The 17,030-nt window shown below is 61.2% G+C and carries 15 protein-coding genes, 1 tRNA gene and 1 pseudogene; 8 read left to right on the forward strand and 9 right to left on the reverse strand.

Annotated elements, in window-relative coordinates:
* Positions 1–225 precede the first annotated feature (225 nt).
* The 4 genes and pseudogenes from LRS56_24810 to LRS56_24825 all read left to right on the forward strand — a co-directional run bounded on the left by LRS56_24810 (position 226) and on the right by LRS56_24825 (position 5,061).
* Positions 226–1,519 (forward strand): annotated as a pseudogene (locus LRS56_24810) (murein hydrolase activator EnvC).
* A 30-nt stretch (positions 1,520–1,549) separates the two neighbouring features.
* The gene (locus LRS56_24815; GenBank protein WDU61965.1) at positions 1,550–2,866 is read left to right on the forward strand and encodes a S41 family peptidase; all 1,317 of its coding nucleotides are present in this window, start codon (positions 1,550–1,552) and stop codon (positions 2,864–2,866) included.
* A 1-nt stretch (position 2,867) separates the two neighbouring features.
* On the forward strand, positions 2,868–3,641 hold the full coding sequence (locus tag LRS56_24820; protein WDU61966.1) for a divergent polysaccharide deacetylase family protein: 774 nt from the start codon (positions 2,868–2,870) through the stop codon (positions 3,639–3,641).
* A gap of 229 nt (positions 3,642–3,870) precedes the next feature.
* Entirely contained in the window at positions 3,871–5,061 is a 1,191-nt protein-coding gene (locus LRS56_24825; protein ID WDU61967.1) for a Vps62-related protein, read from the forward strand.
* On the opposite strand, the gene LRS56_24830 is transcribed toward LRS56_24825, so the two are convergent.
* From LRS56_24830 to LRS56_24860, 7 genes are all read right to left on the reverse strand, one after another.
* A complete protein-coding gene (locus tag LRS56_24830) occupies positions 5,014–5,769 on the reverse strand; it encodes an ABC transporter substrate-binding protein (GenBank protein WDU61968.1) in 756 nt (251 codons plus the stop codon). The two genes, LRS56_24825 and LRS56_24830, sit on opposite strands and share 48 nt — an antisense overlap.
* Positions 5,770–5,835: 66 nt before the next feature.
* A complete protein-coding gene (gene hisF, locus LRS56_24835) occupies positions 5,836–6,606 on the reverse strand; it encodes an imidazole glycerol phosphate synthase subunit HisF (protein ID WDU61969.1) in 771 nt (256 codons plus the stop codon).
* Positions 6,607–6,615: 9 nt separating this feature from the next.
* Entirely contained in the window at positions 6,616–7,353 is a 738-nt protein-coding gene (gene hisA / locus LRS56_24840; protein WDU61970.1) for a 1-(5-phosphoribosyl)-5-[(5-phosphoribosylamino)methylideneamino]imidazole-4-carboxamide isomerase, read from the reverse strand.
* A gap of 39 nt (positions 7,354–7,392) precedes the next feature.
* The gene (locus tag LRS56_24845; GenBank protein WDU61971.1) at positions 7,393–7,650 is read right to left on the reverse strand and encodes a DUF2164 domain-containing protein; all 258 of its coding nucleotides are present in this window, start codon (positions 7,648–7,650) and stop codon (positions 7,393–7,395) included.
* The gene (gene hisH / locus LRS56_24850) at positions 7,651–8,289 is read right to left on the reverse strand and encodes an imidazole glycerol phosphate synthase subunit HisH (protein ID WDU61972.1); all 639 of its coding nucleotides are present in this window, start codon (positions 8,287–8,289) and stop codon (positions 7,651–7,653) included. It lies immediately after the preceding gene.
* Positions 8,289–8,882, reverse strand: a complete 594-nt coding sequence (hisB, locus tag LRS56_24855; GenBank protein WDU61973.1) for an imidazoleglycerol-phosphate dehydratase HisB — start codon at positions 8,880–8,882, stop codon at positions 8,289–8,291. The genes hisH and hisB overlap by 1 nt, the downstream gene beginning before the upstream one ends.
* A gap of 256 nt (positions 8,883–9,138) precedes the next feature.
* A complete protein-coding gene (locus LRS56_24860; protein WDU61974.1) occupies positions 9,139–10,800 on the reverse strand; it encodes an OFA family MFS transporter in 1,662 nt (553 codons plus the stop codon).
* A 326-nt stretch (positions 10,801–11,126) separates the two neighbouring features.
* Between LRS56_24860 and LRS56_24865 the strand changes: the two genes are divergently transcribed.
* From LRS56_24865 to LRS56_24880, 4 genes are all read left to right on the forward strand, one after another.
* Positions 11,127–13,340, forward strand: a complete 2,214-nt coding sequence (locus tag LRS56_24865; protein WDU61975.1) for an AsmA family protein — start codon at positions 11,127–11,129, stop codon at positions 13,338–13,340.
* Positions 13,337–14,404, forward strand: coding sequence for an A/G-specific adenine glycosylase (mutY, locus tag LRS56_24870; protein WDU61976.1), 1,068 nt, complete (start codon positions 13,337–13,339; stop codon positions 14,402–14,404). The genes LRS56_24865 and mutY overlap by 4 nt, the downstream gene beginning before the upstream one ends.
* Positions 14,401–14,673 carry an oxidative damage protection protein gene (locus LRS56_24875; protein ID WDU61977.1) on the forward strand — a complete coding sequence of 91 codons (273 nt, stop codon included), beginning with the start codon at positions 14,401–14,403 and terminating at the stop codon, positions 14,671–14,673. The genes mutY and LRS56_24875 overlap by 4 nt, the downstream gene beginning before the upstream one ends.
* 103 nt (positions 14,674–14,776) lie before the next feature.
* Positions 14,777–14,852, forward strand: a tRNA-Phe gene (locus LRS56_24880).
* Positions 14,853–14,978: 126 nt separating this feature from the next.
* On the opposite strand, the gene LRS56_24885 is transcribed toward LRS56_24880, so the two are convergent.
* A complete protein-coding gene (locus LRS56_24885) occupies positions 14,979–15,248 on the reverse strand; it encodes a hypothetical protein (GenBank protein ID WDU61978.1) in 270 nt (89 codons plus the stop codon).
* A gap of 94 nt (positions 15,249–15,342) precedes the next feature.
* Complete coding sequence (locus LRS56_24890; protein WDU61979.1) at positions 15,343–16,947, reverse strand: hypothetical protein; 1,605 nt, start codon at positions 16,945–16,947, stop codon at positions 15,343–15,345.
* Positions 16,948–17,030 lie beyond the last annotated feature (83 nt).

The following is a 17,030-nucleotide window of genomic DNA, read 5'->3' on the forward strand; positions in this document are numbered from 1 at the left end:
CTGGCTCGCCTGCGACAGCATCAACTCGGTATCTCTGAAGCACCGAGGTGTCGGCATCGCAGGCAAGCCAGCTCCCACAGCGTTGTAGGGTGGTTTTAAGGATGTCTTTTTGCCATACCACCGCCACTCGGCACCTATCTTGCCTCTGAGCCCGAATTGGGCGTTTTTTTTGCCGCGCTTGGCGGGCATACTAGGCCGTCCCTTTCCCTGGTGTCGCCCGCCTCTATGCTTCGCGCCTTGATTACCCTCGCTCTTGTCTGCCTGCTCCAACCGGCGTTTGCCGATGAGCGCGCACAAACCCAACAACAGTTGGACGCTACGCGTCAGGACATTACCGAGCTGAAAAAACTGCTCGGCAAGCTCCAGGAAGAAAAATCCGGGGTGCAAAAAGACCTGCGCGGTACGGAAACCGAGATGGGCAAGCTCGAGAAGCAGGTCCAGGAGCTACAAAAAGAATTAAAGAAGAGCGAGTCGGAACTGGAGCGACTCGACGCTGAGAAAAAAAACTCCAGAGCGCCCGCGTTGAACAGCAACGCCTGATCGCGATCCAGGCCCGTGCCGCCTACCAGAACGGCCGCCAGGAATACCTCAAGCTGCTGCTCAACCAGCAGAACCCGGAAAAATTCGCACGCACCCTGACCTACTACGATTACCTGAGCAAAGCCCGTATGGAGCAGCTGAAAAGCTTCAACGAGACCCTGCGCCAGTTGGTCAACGTGGAACAGGAAATCGCCAACCAGCAGTCGCAGTTGCAGGACCAGAAAAGCGCCCTCGACACTCAGCGCGACGAGCTGGACAAGGTCCGCAAGGAGCGCCAACTGGCGCTGGCCAAGCTCAATGACGACGTGAAGGCCCGCGACGCCAAGCTGCAGGCCCGCGAGCAAGACCAGGCCGACCTGGCCAAAGTGCTCAAAACCATCGAAGAAACCCTGGCGCGCCAGGCACGCGAGGCCGAAGAAGCGCGGCAAAAAGCGCTGATCGCCCAGCAGGAAGCCGAAAAAAGCGCCAGCGTGAGGCCGAACTGGCAGCCACCACGGACGCCCCGGCACCACGTAAACCGGCGCATGCAGCGCCTGGCCCGCTGGTTTCCAGCGCCGGCGAGTCGTTCGGCGGCCCTTTTGCTTCTGCCCGCGGCAAACTTCCATGGCCAGTTGATGGTCGACTACTGGCACGCTTCGGTGAAACCCGTGGCGATGACACCCGCGCCAAGTGGGATGGAGTGATGATCAGCGCCTCTGCCGGTAGCCAGGTCCACGCGGTGCATGGCGGGCGTGTGGTGTTTGCCGATTGGCTGCGCGGCGCCGGCTTGCTGGTAATTCTTGACCACGGTAATGGCTATTTGAGCCTTTACGGCCACAATCAGACTTTACTCAAGTCGGCAGGTGATGTTGTAAAAGCCGGTGAATCCATCTCCACTGTGGGTAACAGTGGTGGCCAGGACACCCCGGCACTGTACTTCGCTATTCGTCAGCAGGGTCGCCCGAGCGATCCTGCACAATGGTGCCGTTCCCAAGGATAGGGCCGCATCTACATTAGGAGTTCGTTCGACATGCTGCATTTGTCCCGCCTCACTTCGCTGGCCCTGACGATCGCCCTGGTGATCGGCGCGCCTCTGGCTTTCGCCGGCCAGGCCGCTCCAACTGCACCCGCCGCCACGGCCGCGACCACCAAGGCCCCGTTGCCGCTGGACGAGCTGCGCACCTTTGCCGAGGTCATGGACCGGATCAAGGCAGCCTATGTCGAACCCGTAGACGACAAGACCCTGCTCGAAAATGCGATCAAGGGCATGCTCAGCAACCTCGACCCGCACTCCGCCTACCTGGGCCCGGAAGATTTCGCCGAGCTGCAGGAAAGCACCAGCGGTGAGTTCGGCGGCCTGGGCATCGAGGTTGGTGCCGAAGACGGCAACATCAAGGTCGTGTCGCCGATCGACGACACCCCGGCGTCCAAGGCCGGCATCCAGGCCGGCGACTTTATCGTCAAAATCAATGGCCAGCCGACCCGTGGCCAGACCATGACCGAAGCCGTCGACAAGATGCGCGGCAAGATTGGCCAGAAAATCACCCTGACCCTGGTGCGCGACGGCGGCAACCCGTTTGACGTGACGCTGACCCGCGCCACCATTGTGGTCAAGAGCGTGAAGAGCCAGTTGCTGGAATCGGGCTACGGTTACATCCGCATCACCCAGTTCCAGGTCAAGACCGGCGACGAAGTGGCCAAGGCCCTGGCCAAGCTGCGCAAAGACAACGGCAAGAAGCTCAGCGGTATCGTGCTCGACCTGCGCAACAACCCGGGCGGCGTGCTGCAGGCGGCGGTGGAAGTGGTCGACCATTTCATCACCAAGGGCCTGATCGTCTACACCAAGGGCCGTATCGCCAACTCCGAACTGCGCTTCTCGGCTACCGGCAACGACCTCAGCGAAAACGTGCCATTGGCCGTGCTGATCAACGGCGGCAGCGCCTCGGCCTCGGAGATCGTCGCCGGCGCCCTGCAAGACCAGAAACGCGGTGTATTGATGGGCACCACCAGCTTCGGCAAGGGCTCGGTACAAACCGTGCTGCCGCTGAACAACGAGCGCGCGCTGAAGATCACCACCGCGTTGTACTACACGCCGAACGGCCGCTCGATCCAGGCCCAGGGCATCGTTCCGGATATCGAAGTGCGCAAGGCCAAGATCACCAACGAGGTCGACAGCGAGTACTACAAGGAAGCAGACCTGCAAGGTCACCTGGGCAATGGCAACGGCGGCGCCGACCAGCCGACCGGCAGCGGCGCCAAAGCCAAGCCGATGCCGCAGGACGACGACTACCAGCTGGCCCAGGCACTGAGCCTGCTTAAAGGCCTGAGCATCACGCGCAGCCGTTGATATGCGTTTCGCCCTGATCATCGCTGTGCTCTGCAGCCTGGCAGGGGTGGCCCACGCGGCCCCTGCCGGCGAACCGCATAAAGCCTACCTGACCCTGATCATCGACGATCTGGGGCAAAACCTGCCCCGGGATCGGCGTGTGCTGGCCCTGCCCGGTCCGGTCACTACGGCGATCATGCCCGACACGCCGCATGCCGCCGAATTCGCCCGCGAAGCGCATAAGGCCGGCAAGATCGTGATCCTGCACATGCCCATGGACCCGGCCACCGGGCCGTTCGCCTGGCACCCCGAGTTGCCTATCGAAGAACTCGGCAAGCGCCTGGATGCGGCCTTCAACGCCGTGCCTTACACGGCCGGCATCAACAACCACATGGGCAGCCGCATGACCGCCCAGCCGCAGGCCATGGCCTGGCTGATGGGTGAGCTGCAACGGCGCCACAAGTTCTTCGTCGACAGCCGCACCAGCGCCCAGACGGTCGCCGCCGCCGAAGCGCAGAAGATCGGCTTGGCCAGCGTGTCGCGGGATGTTTTCCTCGATGACGAGCGCACCGAAGCGGCGATCACCACGCAATTGCAAACCGCAATCAAGCTGGCCCACAAGCAGGGCTCGGCAGTGATGATCGGCCACCCGTACCCGCAAACCCTCGCGGTGCTTGAGCGTGAACTGCCCAAGCTCAAGGCCCAGGGCGTCGAGTGGATCGATATCAAGCTGATGATCAGCCTGCGCAGCAACCAGGCGATGGCAGGGCACGGTAAAGACGGTAAATACCGCTAGTTTTTTGCGCCCTACATAGCTACCGCTGGGAGCTGCGCAAACTGCTCGATAGTGAGTTCTCGAACCCACTGGAGAGTTCCTCAATGTCCTCGCTGCAATTCAAAGACCTGCTGATCAACTTCACCACCGAGTTCCATCTGCTCTGGAATGACAAAGGCTCTGGCGCGCATAAGTCAGCCAGCTTCTGGCGCCCTGAAATCTCCGCCAACCACCTCAACAACTTTTTTCGTTGGGCGATATCGCCGTTGAAGGCTACGGCCAGATCAACAACCGCCGGATCGTTGCGGTCGTCAGCGACGCCAACGCCACAGACGGTACCGCCCTGCGCCCACCCGAGCAGTTGACCGCCGTGTGGAACAACCAGGGCTCGAAGGGCTCAGCCGAAATCGCCGTATGGCGGCCCATTCCGCCCGCTGGCTATGTGGCCATGGGGCACATTTGCAGCGTGGGCTACGAGCGCCCGCCCCTCAACACTATTCGTTGTGTCAGGGCCGATCTGGTGATCGGCTCGCACCTGGGGCAAATGATCTGGGACGACAAGGGCAGCCGAGCGCGAGCGGACTTCAGTGCCTGGGAGATCTTCCCGCCCCAGGCACAACCTGACGAGGCGTATCTCGCACCCGGTACTTTCTTTGGGGTAGGCAGCTACACGCGGCCGCAAACCCCGGAGGTGGCGTTCGCCTTGAGGATAGACCTGCCGTTACAGATGAATGAACTGCCCTCCCCACCCGCGCCCAGGCATGGCGTTCAAGAGGCCGAGATGCAGATCGAGACAACGGTCCACAGTTGCGAGCTACCGTGGTTTGCCGTGAGAGATTGGGAGTTGAAACCCACAGAGCAATCGCAGCTATCGCCCACCTATCGGCTGGAACGCAGCGATCAATACCAGCGCGTCGGCCTGGGGACCAACGACGCAGACATCAACCAGACCTACAACTGGCGCGTCGCCAAGGGAGAAATTGGCGAAGGCTCCTTGACGCTCTCCGCCAGCACCGGAATCGAATTGGCAGGCGACTGGTCGATCAGGACGCACCTCGCAAAACCACACTTCTGCGCACGACTGAACAACGCCTTTGTGCACACGGGACAATCGTCAAAGGGCTGGACACAGGCCGCCAGCGCCGACATCGCCGCCTACATTCCAGCCAACAAGACCGTTGCGGCTTACGTCATCCGTAGTGAATACACGTTGCTGCGCAGCGATGGCACCCAATTGGCGGACACCGTCACCTATGTCAACGCGGACCAGGTGTACTTTCGAGAGTCGCTGCCGGCTGACGCCGAACCCGGTGATGGCCTTGGCCCCTTATTGCCCGCAGGGCAACCGGTGAGCCCAGATGTGCCGCCCCTGGCACCTCCGGTCGATACGACCCTAGAGATAACGCTCGATGATTTCGTTGACAACACCCTCGTCCCGTAACTGATCCAGCGCCTTCTGGAGTTTGGCCACCAGTTCGTCCGGCACGTTTTTGTTGAGTGCCAGATACAGCTCGGCACTGTTGAAACGCAGCACGGTCTTGAGCCCGGTCACCCCGACCTGGCGCGCCAGATAACGGCCCGCCGGGTCGCCGGTGGCCCACAGGTCGATCTGACCATCCATCAGTTTTTGCGCGTTGTCCTGGTCGCGCAGCACCACCAGGGGGTTGAGGCCCTGCTTCTCCAGGGTCTCGGCGATGGCGTCGCCTTTATAGGCGCCGATCTTGTAGCGACGGGCATGCTCAAGGTCAGCCAACTGGATTTTGCTGTCGGCCTTGGCCAGCAGCACCCAATCATCCGGGCCAATCGGGCCGACCCATTTGAACAGCGCTTCGCGATCCGGCAGGCGCGCCATCACGAATACACCGTAGCCGGGCTTTTCCAGGGCGAGTTTGTAGATTCGTTCCCAAGGGAAACGCAGGGTCAGGTTGTAGGAAATGCCGGCACGCTTGAAGGTCTCGCGGACGATATCCACGGCGATCCCTTCGATGTTCTCTTCCTTGGCGAAGTTCTTGCCGTTTTTCGCCATGTTGTAGGGCGGGAAATTTTCCGTCAGTAACACCAGGGCGGCGTCAGACGGTTCTTCGGCATGGGCCGAGCCTGCCAACAGCAAAGAGGTACTGGCGAGGGCGAGCAACAGGGTCTTGAACATGAAGGCTACCGGAATCCATGGCAAGCGCAGAGAGTGCCGCGCCCCTGCCATGGTGTCCAGCAACGTTTAGCGAACGACGATACCGCGCGCCGCCATGTAGGCCTTGGCCTCAGGAACGGTGTATTCGCCAAAGTGGAAAATGCTCGCTGCCAGCACTGCACTGGCGTGGCCTTCGATCACACCGTCGGCCAAGTGCTGCAGGTTGCCGACGCCGCCCGAAGCAATCACCGGAATGCCCAGCGCATCGCTGATGGCACGGGTCACGCCCAGGTCGAAGCCGTTTTTCATGCCGTCCTGGTCCATGCTGGTCAGCAAGATTTCACCGGCACCCAGGCCCTCCATCTTCATCGCCCACTCCACCGCGTCCAGCCCGGTAGGCTTGCGGCCGCCGTGGGTGAAGATCTCCCAGCGCGGGGTTTCGCCCGGACCGGAAACCTTTTTGGCGTCGATGGCCACCACGATGCACTGCGAGCCGAAGTGCTGCGCGGCTTCGCCGACAAACTCCGGGTTGAATACCGCCGCAGTGTTGATCGAGACCTTGTCCGCACCGGCATTGAGCAGGTTGCGGATGTCTTGCACGGTGCGCACGCCACCGCCCACGGTCAGCGGGATAAACACCTGGCTGGCCATGCGCTCGACGGTATGCAGCGTGGTATCGCGGCCGTCGACGCTGGCGGTGATGTCGAGAAAGGTAATCTCGTCCGCACCTTGCTCATCGTAGCGACGGGCGATTTCCACCGGGTCGCCGGCGTCGCGGATGTTCTCGAACTTCACACCTTTGACGACCCGGCCGTTGTCCACGTCCAGGCAAGGGATGATGCGTTTGGCCAGCGCCATGGTCAGTCCTCAGCCTTTGTACGAATCGCAGAAAGCTTGAGCTTCCGCGACGTCGAGGGTGCCTTCATAGATCGCCCGGCCGGTGATGGCGCCGATAATGCCTGGCGCCTTGGCGTCCAGCAGCGATTTGATATCGCCCAGGTTGTGAATACCGCCGGATGCGATCACCGGAATCCTGGTAGCCGCCGCCAACGCAGCGGTGAACGGCACGTTGCAGCCCTGCATCATGCCGTCTTTGGCGATGTCGGTGTAAACGATGGCGGACACGCCGTCGGCTTCGAACTGCTTGGCCAGGTCGATCACCTGCACGGTGCTGATTTCAGCCCAGCCGTCAGTGGCGACAAAACCGTCTTTGGCATCCAGGCCAACGATGACCTTGCCCGGGAAAGCACGGCAGGCTTCAGCAACGAAGGCCGGGTCTTTCACGGCCTTGGTGCCGATGATCACGTAGCTCACGCCGGCCTTGACGTAGTGCTCGATGGTTTCCAGGGAGCGAATCCCGCCGCCGATCTGGATCGGCAGGTTCGGGTAGCGCTTGGCGATGGCGGTTACGACTTCGCCATTGACCGGCTGGCCTTCGAAGGCGCCGTTCAAGTCCACCAGATGCAGACGACGGCAACCACCTTCCACCCATTTGGCGGCCATGCTCACCGGGTCATCGGAGAACACCGTGGAGTCTTCCATACGGCCCTGGCGCAGACGTACGCAGGCGCCGTCCTTGAGATCGATAGCGGGGATAATCAGCATCTGGCAAACCTTATTCGATATTCAGCAATGCTTGGGAAATCAGGGTTTCTCAAGCGACCACAGGTCGCTTTCGATGCTTTCGAACCTTTCTTTAAGGAGCGTCTGCGTATCGAAAATCGCCTTGTTGTAATAGTGCGGAGCCACTTCGGTGGTGAACAGTTCGAGAATCTCGGCGACCTCGAACGACCCCAGCTTGAGCTCGAAGCGATCTTCCATGAAGCGCTTGATCTTGAGGGTAGCCTCACTCTCCTGCTCGGGAGTGAGGTTCAAGACCGGCTGCTTCGGCTTCTTGGCCATTTACCAGCGCCCGTCCCAGGCGGCGAAGTTCTGCAGCAATTGCAGGCCATGGGTATGGCTCTTCTCCGGGTGGAACTGCACGGCAAACCGCGAGCCTTCGGCCAGCGCTGCGGCGAAGTCGACGCCGTAATGCCCGCCACCCACCACTTGGCGCGGGTTACCGGCGGCGATGTAGTAGCTGTGCACGAAATAGAAACGCGCCATGTCCGGGATTTCGTGCCACAGCGGGTGGTCGACGGTGCGACGCACCTCGTTCCAGCCCATGTGCGGGACTTTCAGGTGCTCGCCGTCTTCGTGCAGGTCTTTGCCGAAGAACTTCACCTGGCCGGGGAACAGGCCGATGCAGTCGACACCCTCGTTCTCTTCACTGCTGTCGAGCAAGGCTTGCATGCCCACGCAGATCCCGAGGAACGGGCGGTCCTGGCTGACTTCGCGCACCAGGCTGTCAAAGCCCAGGCGGCGGATCTCGGCCATGCAATCGCGAATCGCGCCAACGCCGGGGAATACCACGCGGTCGGCTTCGCGAATCACCTTGGCATCGCTGGTGATCAGCACCTTGCCGGCCCCTACGTGTTCGAGGGCCTTGGCCACCGAGTGCAGGTTACCCATGCCGTAATCGATAACCGCGACCGTCTGCATTACAGAACGCCCTTGGTCGAGGGCATTTGCCCGGCCATGCGGTCATCCAGCTCCACCGCCATGCGCAGTGCACGGCCGAAGGCCTTGAACACGGTTTCGATCTGGTGGTGGGTGTTGGTGCCGCGCAGGTTGTCGATGTGCAGGCTGACGAGTGCGTGGTTGACGAAACCCTGGAAGAATTCCTGGAACAGGTCGACATCAAAGCCGCCCACGGTAGCGCGGGTGTACGGCACGTGCATCTGCAGGCCTGGGCGGCCGGAGAAGTCGATGACCACACGCGACAGCGCTTCGTCCAGCGGGACATAGGCGTGGCCGTAGCGACGGATGCCTTTCTTGTCGCCGATGGCCTTGGCAAATGCCTGGCCCAGGGTGATACCGACGTCTTCCACCGTGTGGTGGTCGTCGATATGCAGGTCGCCCTTGCTGACGATATCCAGGTCGATCAGCCCGTGACGGGCGATCTGGTCCAGCATGTGCTCAAGAAAAGGTACACCGATATCAAATCGGGCCTTTCCGGTGCCATCCAGGTTGATCGAGGCTTTGATCTGGGTTTCCAGAGTGTCGCGCTCGACGGACGCCTTACGTTCGGCCATCACCAGCTCCGCAAAATCATTGGGCGAAAAAGGCAGCCATTATAGGGGCGTGGGCGCTAAACAGAAACATCGGAGGGGATAAGACTGATGGAGTGTCGGGGATAGACATGTCAGTACAAGCGTGGGAGCTGCTTTGTGTGGGAGCGGGCTTGCTCGCGAAGGCGGTGTGTCAGCCAATACATGTGCTGACTGATCCAACGCATTCGCGAGCAAGCCCGCTCCCACACAGGCTCGCTCCCACAAGGGTTACGCGGTGTTAGTGGAACAATACCGCGGTCTTCTGCAGGGTCACCCACACACCCCACGCCAACGGAATACCCACCACCAACCAGGCCGCAATCGCCAATGGCTTGCTGCCAGCTGCGGCTTTCCACTCCAGGGAAGTGGACGCATCAGCCCCTTTGTCGTGACCCAGCGCCTGTTCGGCAGCCAGCTCCGCATCGGTCATGAAGTACTTATCGGCCACCGGACGAACCAGCAGGTTGCAGATGAAGCCCAGCACCAGCAGGCCGGCGAGGATGTACAAGGTGATGTCATACGCCGCAGCGCGTTCAACGCCGATGCTCAGCTGATACTCACGCAGGTAGTTCACCAACACCGGGCCCAATACGCCCGCCGCCGCCCATGCGGTCAACAGGCGACCGTGGATCGCGCCGACCATCTGGGTGCCGAACAGGTCGGCCAGGTAAGCCGGAACGGTCGCAAAACCACCGCCGTACATCGACAGGATGATGCAGAACGCCGCCACGAACAGCGCCACGTTGCCCAGGTGACCCAGGTTCGGGATCAGCGCATACAGGGCAAAGCCCAGGGCGAAGAACACGAAGTAGGTGTTTTTACGGCCCAGGTAGTCGGAGAACGACGCCCAGAAGAACCGGCCACCGATGTTGAACAGGCTCAACAGACCGGTAAAGCCCGCCGCAATGGCAGCAATTGAAGCCAGTTGACCGGCGTCCAGTTGACCAAACGGCACATCCACACCCAGCAACTTGCCGCCGAACACTTCCTGCAGCAGTGGCGAAGCCATGCCGAGGATGCCGATACCAGCAGATACGTTCAGGCACAGCACCAGCCATACCAGACGGAATTGCGGGGTTTTCCACGCCACGTTCACGTGCACGTGGCGGTGAGTGATCATCGCGTTGCTGGCTTTTTTCGCCGGGGCAGTCCAGCCCTCAGGCTTCCAGCCGGTCGGCGGGACGCGGTACAGCAGTGCGCCGCCGATCATGAACACGAAGTAGATCGCCGCCATCACCACAAAGCTCTGCCACACGCCCACGCTGGTTGGCGTGGCAAAGTGGCCCATCAGCGCTGCGGCCAGGGGTGCACCCACCATCGCACCGCCGCCGAAGCCCATGATCGCCATGCCGGTGGCCATGCCGCGTTTGTCCGGGAACCACTTGATCAGGGTCGACACGGGCGAGATATAGCCCAGGCCCAGGCCGATACCGCCAATGACCCCGGAGCCGATCCACATCAGCCAGATCTGGTGGGTATAGATACCCAACGCCGAGATCAGCAGGCCGCCACACCAGCACAGTGCCGACACGACGCCGGCCTTGCGTGGCCCGGCATGTTCCAGCCAGCCGCCCCAGATCGCTGCCGAGCAGCCCAGGAAGATGAAAAACAGGGTGTAGATCCAGCCCAGCATGGAGATGGGCCAGTCGCATTGGGACGAGAAGACTTGGGCGATGAAGCCCATGTCCGGCGCGCAGGCGAGCGGTTTGGTGATACCCAGCGCCTTGGACAGTGGCAGCCAGAACACCGAGAAGCCGTAGGCCATGCCGATGCACAGGTGGATGGCCAAGGCGGCCGGTGGAACCAGCCAGCGGTTGAAGCCGGGCTTGGCGATAATGCGTTCCTTGGACAGGAACGCAGGCTGTGCAGCAGTTGAACCTGCCGCAGTGCTTGTGCTCATTGGTGTTTCCCCCAGTTGTTAGTATGTGTTCGTCAGGCGCTCTCTCCCTCGGCCTTGCACGCAGAGCGTTGGCCGTTGTTGTTGAGTAAAGCTCCTTTTAAGCGCGACGCTGTGTCGCAGAAGGCAGACGAACGTGCGCAGATTAGCACCTGTGGATGACAGAAAAACCAAACTGATATCACCTTTTTCAGGAAATCTGTTTTGTTTGACGCCAAAAACCCGTTCCCACGCCCGTGGATACAATGTAACGATCCGCGAACTGACGTGGGCCGTCGGGCGTTATACTCTGCGGCTAAATTTTGAAATCGACATACAAGGACTCGCCCATGAAAGCGTTCGGCAAAATCCTGGGTCTGGTACTTCTCGGGCTGTTGCTGATCATTGTGGCTCTGGGTTTTGCCCTGACCCACCTCTTCGATCCCAACGACTATAAAGACGAGATTCGCCAGATAGCCCGCGACAAGGCCCACATCGAGCTGACGCTCAATGGCGATATCGGCTGGAGCCTGTTCCCCTGGCTGGGCCTTGAATTGCACGAAGCCAGCGTCGCAACGTTGACCAACCCGACCCAGCCGTTCGCCGACCTGCAGATGCTCGGCCTGTCGGTACGCGTGCTGCCGCTGCTGCGCCGTGAAGTGCAGATGAGCGACGTGCGTGTCGAGGGCCTCAACCTGCGCCTGAACCGCGACAAACAAGGCCACGGCAACTGGGAAGACATCGGCAAGAACGTCACCGTGGCGACCACCACCGGCACCCCTGCTCCGGTAGAACAGCCTGAGGCACAGGAACCGGAAAAGCCGTCAAAACCGATCCGCCTGGACATCGACAGCCTGACCGTCAACAACGCCCGCGTTGAATACAACGACGAACTGACCGGCAAGCAATTCAGCGCCGAAAGCATCCAGCTGAGCGCCGGCGCCGTGCACGAAGGCGCCAGTATTCCGGTGAAGCTCACCGCATTTTTCGGCAGCAACCAGCCGGTGATGCGCGTCAAGACCGAGCTCAACGGCAACCTGCGCATTCAACGCGCCCTCAAGCGCTACCAGTTCGAAGACATGAAGGTCACCGGTGAAGCCACAGGCGAGCCGCTGCAAGGCAAGACTGTGACCTTCTCCACCCAGGGCCAACTGCTGGTGGACCAGGCGGCCAATATCGCCGAATGGACCAACATGAAGCTGTCGGCCAACCTGCTGCGCGCCCTGGGCGAGCTGAAGGTCAACGGCCTGGACAAGACCCCGCAACTCAGCGGCGCCCTGTCCATCGCCCAGTTTGACCTGGCCAAGTTCCTCGACAGCGTGGGTCACCCGTTGCCGCCGATGGCCGAGGGTAGCCTGAGCAAAGTCGAACTGGTCAGCCGCCTCAAGGGCACGCCGACCAGCCTGGCGCTGGAAGACCTGAACCTGAAGCTCGATGGCAGCACCTTCACCGGTCGCGTCGCGGTGGATGATTTCGCCAGGCAATCCTTGCGCGTGCAGTTGAAGGGCGACACCTTCAACGCCGACAACTACCTGCCGGCCAAGTCCGAATCCGCCAAAGGTGCGGCCGCCGCACGCCAGGCCGAAGTGCAGAACAGCGAAGCCGGCGCCATGGCCGCCGGCGGTACTACACCACTGCCGGACGCACCGACCAAAGGCGCATGGAGCACCGACAAGCTGCTGCCTCTGGCTCGCCTGCGTACGCTCGACGTCAATGCCGACCTCGCCTTCGGCCAGTTGACCCTGAGCAAACTGCCGATCCAGAACGCCGCGCTGAAAGCGTCCGGCGTCGACGGCCAGCTCAAGCTCGACACCCTCAGCGGCGGCCTCTACAACGGCACGTTCCAGGCCAACGGCAGCCTCGATGTGCGCCAGGACATTCCGGTATTGGCGCTGCAAAGCCATATCAAGCAAGTGCCGGTCGAACGCATCCTGCAAGCCCAGGGGCAAACCCCGCCGGTGAAAGGCCAGATCACCCTCGACAGCAATCTCAGCGGGCGTGGCAACAGCCAAAAGGCACTGATCGACAGCCTCAACGGCACGGCCAGTTTCGTGATCAACAACGGCGTGCTGCTTAACGCCAACCTTGAACAGCAACTGTGCACCGGCATCGCCCTGCTCAACCGCAAGACGTTGAGCAGTACGCCACCCGGCAAGGACACGCCGTTCCAGGAACTGCGCGGCAACCTTACCCTGCGTAACGGCGTGGCCAGCAACCCTGACCTGAAAGTGCGAATCCCGGGCCTCACGGTCAACGGCAACGGGGATATCGACCTGCGCGTGCTGGGCATGGATTACCGCGTGGGCATCATCGTCGAAGGCGACCAGCGCGATACGCCGGACCCGGCCTGCCAGGTCGGCGCCAACTTCCAGAACATCGAAGTGCCGCTGCGTTGCCGTGGCCCGCTGGAACTGGGCGCCAAGGCCTGCCGCCTGGACAAAGATGGCTTGAGCCAGGTCGCGATCAAGGCGGCCGGCAACAAGCTCAGCGAGAAGCTGGAAGAAAAACTCGACAAGGTTAACCCGCAGTTGAAAGACGCTCTGAAGGGCCTGTTTAAACGATGAGAAACGAGCAGTTTTCAGAAGCGGTGCTGGACTGGTACGACCGCCACGGTCGCCATGACCTGCCCTGGCAACAGGGCATCACGCCTTATCGGGTGTGGGTATCGGAGATCATGCTGCAGCAGACCCAGGTGAGCACGGTGCTCAATTACTTCGACCGTTTCATGGCCTCCCTGCCGACGGTCGAAGCCCTGGCGGCCGCGCCGGAAGACGAGGTGCTGCACCTGTGGACCGGCCTGGGTTACTACACCCGCGCACGCAACCTGCAAAAGACCGCGAAAATCGTCGTGGCCGAGTACGGTGGCGAGTTTCCCAAGGATGTCGAAAAGCTCACCGAACTGCCCGGCATCGGCCTGTCCACTGCCGGTGCGATTGCCAGCCTGAGCATGGGCCTGCGCGCACCGATCCTCGACGGCAACGTCAAACGCGTACTGGCACGTTTTACCGCGCAAGAGGGCTACCCAGGCGAACCCAAGGTCGCCAAACAGCTGTGGGCGACCGCAGAGCGCTTTACGCCACACGATCGCGTCAACGCCTACACCCAGGCGATGATGGACATGGGCGCCACCCTCTGCACCCGCAGCAAACCCAGCTGCCTGCTGTGCCCGCTGGAAAAAGGCTGCGAAGCCCATATGCTCGGCCTGGAGACGCGCTACCCGATCCCCAAGCCGCGCAAGACCATCCCGCAGAAGCGCACGCTGATGCCGCTGCTGGCGAATGCCGAGGGCGCGATTCTGCTTTACCGTCGCCCGTCCACCGGCCTGTGGGGCGGTTTGTGGAGCCTGCCGGAGCTGGACGACCTCACCGACCTGGAACACCTCGCCCACCAACACGCGCTGGCACTGGGCAAACAACAGGCACTGCCGGGGCTGACCCACACCTTCAGCCACTTCCAACTGGCCATCGAACCGTGGCTGGTCCAGGTCGAGGAATCCGCCCATCACGTGGCCGAGGCCGACTGGCTCTGGTATAACCTCGCCACCCCGCCGCGCCTGGGCCTTGCCGCCCCGGTCAAGAAACTGCTGAAGCGCGCGGCCGACGTATTGAATGCAGGAGTGTCGTCATGACCCGCACCGTAATGTGCCGCAAGTACAAAGAACAATTGCCAGGCCTGGAACGCCCTCCGTATCCGGGCGCCAAGGGCCAGGATATTTTCGAACACATCTCGGCCCAGGCCTGGGGCGACTGGCTGAAACACCAGACCCTGCTGATCAACGAAAAACGCCTGAACATGATGAACGGCGAAGACCGCAAATACCTCGCGGGCGAAATGGACAAGTTCTTTTCCGGCGAGGAATACGCCAAGGCCGACGGCTACGTGCCGCCTGCTCAATAATTGATCAAAAACCGGGGTCGGCACGTAAGCGACGGTAATAATTAAATATTTTTTGAAAACTTGCTTGACGACCCCCTGAAAAACCCGTTTAATGCGCCCCGTTGCCCAGATAGCTCAGTCGGTAGAGCAGGGGATTGAAAATCCCCGTGTCGGCGGTTCGATTCCGTCTCTGGGCACCACTAATTAGTTTCAGGTGGTGCCAGCATCATCTGAAACACACAAAAAACCCGCCTAGTGCGGGTTTTTTGTTGTCTGGGATTTAGATGTCCTGGCTGAGGCGACTCAGCGTCGCCTCACCAGACCGATCACCCCCGATCCCACATCAACGTAATCACCGCCACCCGCTCCTGATCGGAGATCTGAAACCCCCGCGCCTCCACCCGATCAAGCCAGCCCTGCGCCGACAGTTGCTCGCCAAAGCGCACCAGGCGCCCGTAGCGCTTAAACACCGCTCGCAACACATTGATCATCGCGGGGTAGCTGCAACCGCCATCGAAGCAGATGCTCAGCCAGCCAAATCGAGAGCGCTCTATCACGTGGCCACAGCCGAGCCGCTTAAAGTCCTTTTTCGTCATATCCATATTGCTTCCAGTACGGCACTTACTAACAACGGCGCAATCACGTGACCGGCCGGTCACTCAGCCGGCGAACATACAGCAAGCTGCTGATTTATTTCAGTAAAAACACCATCAACGGGTTGTCATTCAATCGCCCTTCAAAGCTTGGAGCCAGATGCTCCAGGGGCGTTCCCTTGAGCAGCGCGGTTTCCTTGCGCGAGACGATGACCCATGACGGCCGGGGCAGCGCGCCCAACCGTTGAATGTCGCCTGTGCCGACAAACAATGGCTGCTCATCGTGCTCCAGGTTCATCATGTAGCGCACCGCCCAGGTGTCTCTACCAAGGTTCACAAACACCAGCGGCCCAGGCTGCGACACGCGCAGTGCCTCCACTTGGCTGACAAACCGGCGGGTGTCGAACTGCAAGTCCTTGGCGGGCTCCACGACCGTTACCAGCACCAGCCACTGCGCCGCCAGTGCGAACAGGCTGAGCCACACCAGCCGCCCCGCCCGGCGCCAAGCCAGCAACGCCGCCAACTGCAGGATCACCAGCACGCCAATCAACAGCGGCAACGAAACGCTGGGCCAGTAACCGTGCTTCTGCCACCCATGCCGACAGACAAAGACTACAACCACGCATAACCCCGGCAGCGCCGCGACAAGCCACTCATAGCAGCGGCGCACGCCAACCAGCCAACCTTGCGCCTGGAGCAGCCCATAGGCGGCGACAGCGGCAAACATCGGCACCATGGGCAGGATGTAATAGGCGCGCTTGAAGTGCGGCACCGACAACCCGAGCAGGATCATCAAGCCGCAGGCACCAAGCCGCATCACCAATTGCACAGTGTCGTCGAACCGCTCAAACCGCCGATGACGCAGCGCAACCAATGTGGCCAACGCCAAGGGCACCACAGGAAAGTAGCGGTACAAACTCAACTGAAAATAGAAATAGAACGGCTCGCCGGTTTCATCGAGACGCCCGCCCACTTGCATCTTGAACACCTCATCGGCAAACGCATCGCCGCCACTGATACGCGCCAGCTTCACCAGCAGCCACCAACAGGCGGCCAGGAGCACCAGGCCGACCGCGCCATGAATCAACACCTGCCTGACGCGCTCGCCCGGGCGCCCCAGCGCCCAATACACACACACCACGCCGCAGACTTCGATCAACCCCAGCGGCCCGCGAATCGCAAAGCCCAGGATAAACAACGGGAACACCGCCAGCTGCCGCAGCCGCGAGCCCAGGCGCTCCCCACTGTGCAGCAGGTAGAAACTGCCTACGCAAAGCAGCGCCACCATCTGATCCAGGCACACCGAGCGCGATTTTTCGAGTAACTGGGTGGTGAGCAAGGTGAGCAACACGGTCAGCAGCGCCCAATGGCGAGCATAGGGCACCAGCAGCCGGTAAATCAGAGCGACCACCCCGGCAGACGCCAGCGCCGTCGGCAGGATATTCGCCAAGTGGTTGGGCGCGCCGAATAACCGCGCAACTACAAAACTGAAGAACGTCGCCGTGCCAGGGTAGTCGGCGTAAGGCTTCCCATAGGTGGTAGGAAAAAGACTCGCGCCATGGCGAAACATTTCCTGCAGGAACAGCGCCCAGCGTCCATCAAACCCTTGGGGCTGCTGATCCCAGATGCCCAAAGTGAACAACAGCAGGGCAAACAGAAAAATGCCCAGGGACTCCAGGCGAAAACGGTTGCGATGATCCATCGGTAGACCTGTCAGGTGGGGAGCGCCGGCCCATGGTGCCGAACACATCCCTGAATAACGCCTGAACAAACCTGAACATTGCG

Source organism: Pseudomonas poae (genome assembly GCA_028869255.1).
Taxonomy (GTDB): Bacteria; Pseudomonadota; Gammaproteobacteria; order Pseudomonadales; family Pseudomonadaceae; genus Aquipseudomonas; species Aquipseudomonas poae_C.

Bases quoted from the DNA above. Each gene is read 5' to 3' on its own strand.
- LRS56_24845 (WDU61971.1), bottom strand. From the start codon at position 7,650: ATGGCCAAGAAGCCGAAGCAGCCGGTCTTGAACCTCACTCCCGAGCAG.
- LRS56_24890 (WDU61979.1), bottom strand. From the start codon at position 16,947: ATGGATCATCGCAACCGTTTTCGCCTGGAGTCCCTGGGCATTTTTCTG.
- mutY (WDU61976.1), top strand. From the start codon at position 13,337: ATGAGAAACGAGCAGTTTTCAGAAGCGGTGCTGGACTGGTACGACCGC.
- hisH (WDU61972.1), bottom strand. From the start codon at position 8,289: ATGCAGACGGTCGCGGTTATCGATTACGGCATGGGTAACCTGCACTCG.
- hisF (WDU61969.1), bottom strand. From the start codon at position 6,606: ATGGCGCTGGCCAAACGCATCATCCCTTGCCTGGACGTGGACAACGGC.
- LRS56_24865 (WDU61975.1), top strand. From the start codon at position 11,127: ATGAAAGCGTTCGGCAAAATCCTGGGTCTGGTACTTCTCGGGCTGTTG.
- LRS56_24860 (WDU61974.1), bottom strand. From the start codon at position 10,800: ATGAGCACAAGCACTGCGGCAGGTTCAACTGCTGCACAGCCTGCGTTC.
- LRS56_24815 (WDU61965.1), top strand. From the start codon at position 1,550: ATGCTGCATTTGTCCCGCCTCACTTCGCTGGCCCTGACGATCGCCCTG.
- LRS56_24830 (WDU61968.1), bottom strand. From the start codon at position 5,769: ATGTTCAAGACCCTGTTGCTCGCCCTCGCCAGTACCTCTTTGCTGTTG.
- hisA (WDU61970.1), bottom strand. From the start codon at position 7,353: ATGCTGATTATCCCCGCTATCGATCTCAAGGACGGCGCCTGCGTACGT.
- LRS56_24875 (WDU61977.1), top strand. From the start codon at position 14,401: ATGACCCGCACCGTAATGTGCCGCAAGTACAAAGAACAATTGCCAGGC.
- LRS56_24820 (WDU61966.1), top strand. From the start codon at position 2,868: ATGCGTTTCGCCCTGATCATCGCTGTGCTCTGCAGCCTGGCAGGGGTG.
- LRS56_24885 (WDU61978.1), bottom strand. From the start codon at position 15,248: ATGACGAAAAAGGACTTTAAGCGGCTCGGCTGTGGCCACGTGATAGAG.
- hisB (WDU61973.1), bottom strand. From the start codon at position 8,882: ATGGCCGAACGTAAGGCGTCCGTCGAGCGCGACACTCTGGAAACCCAG.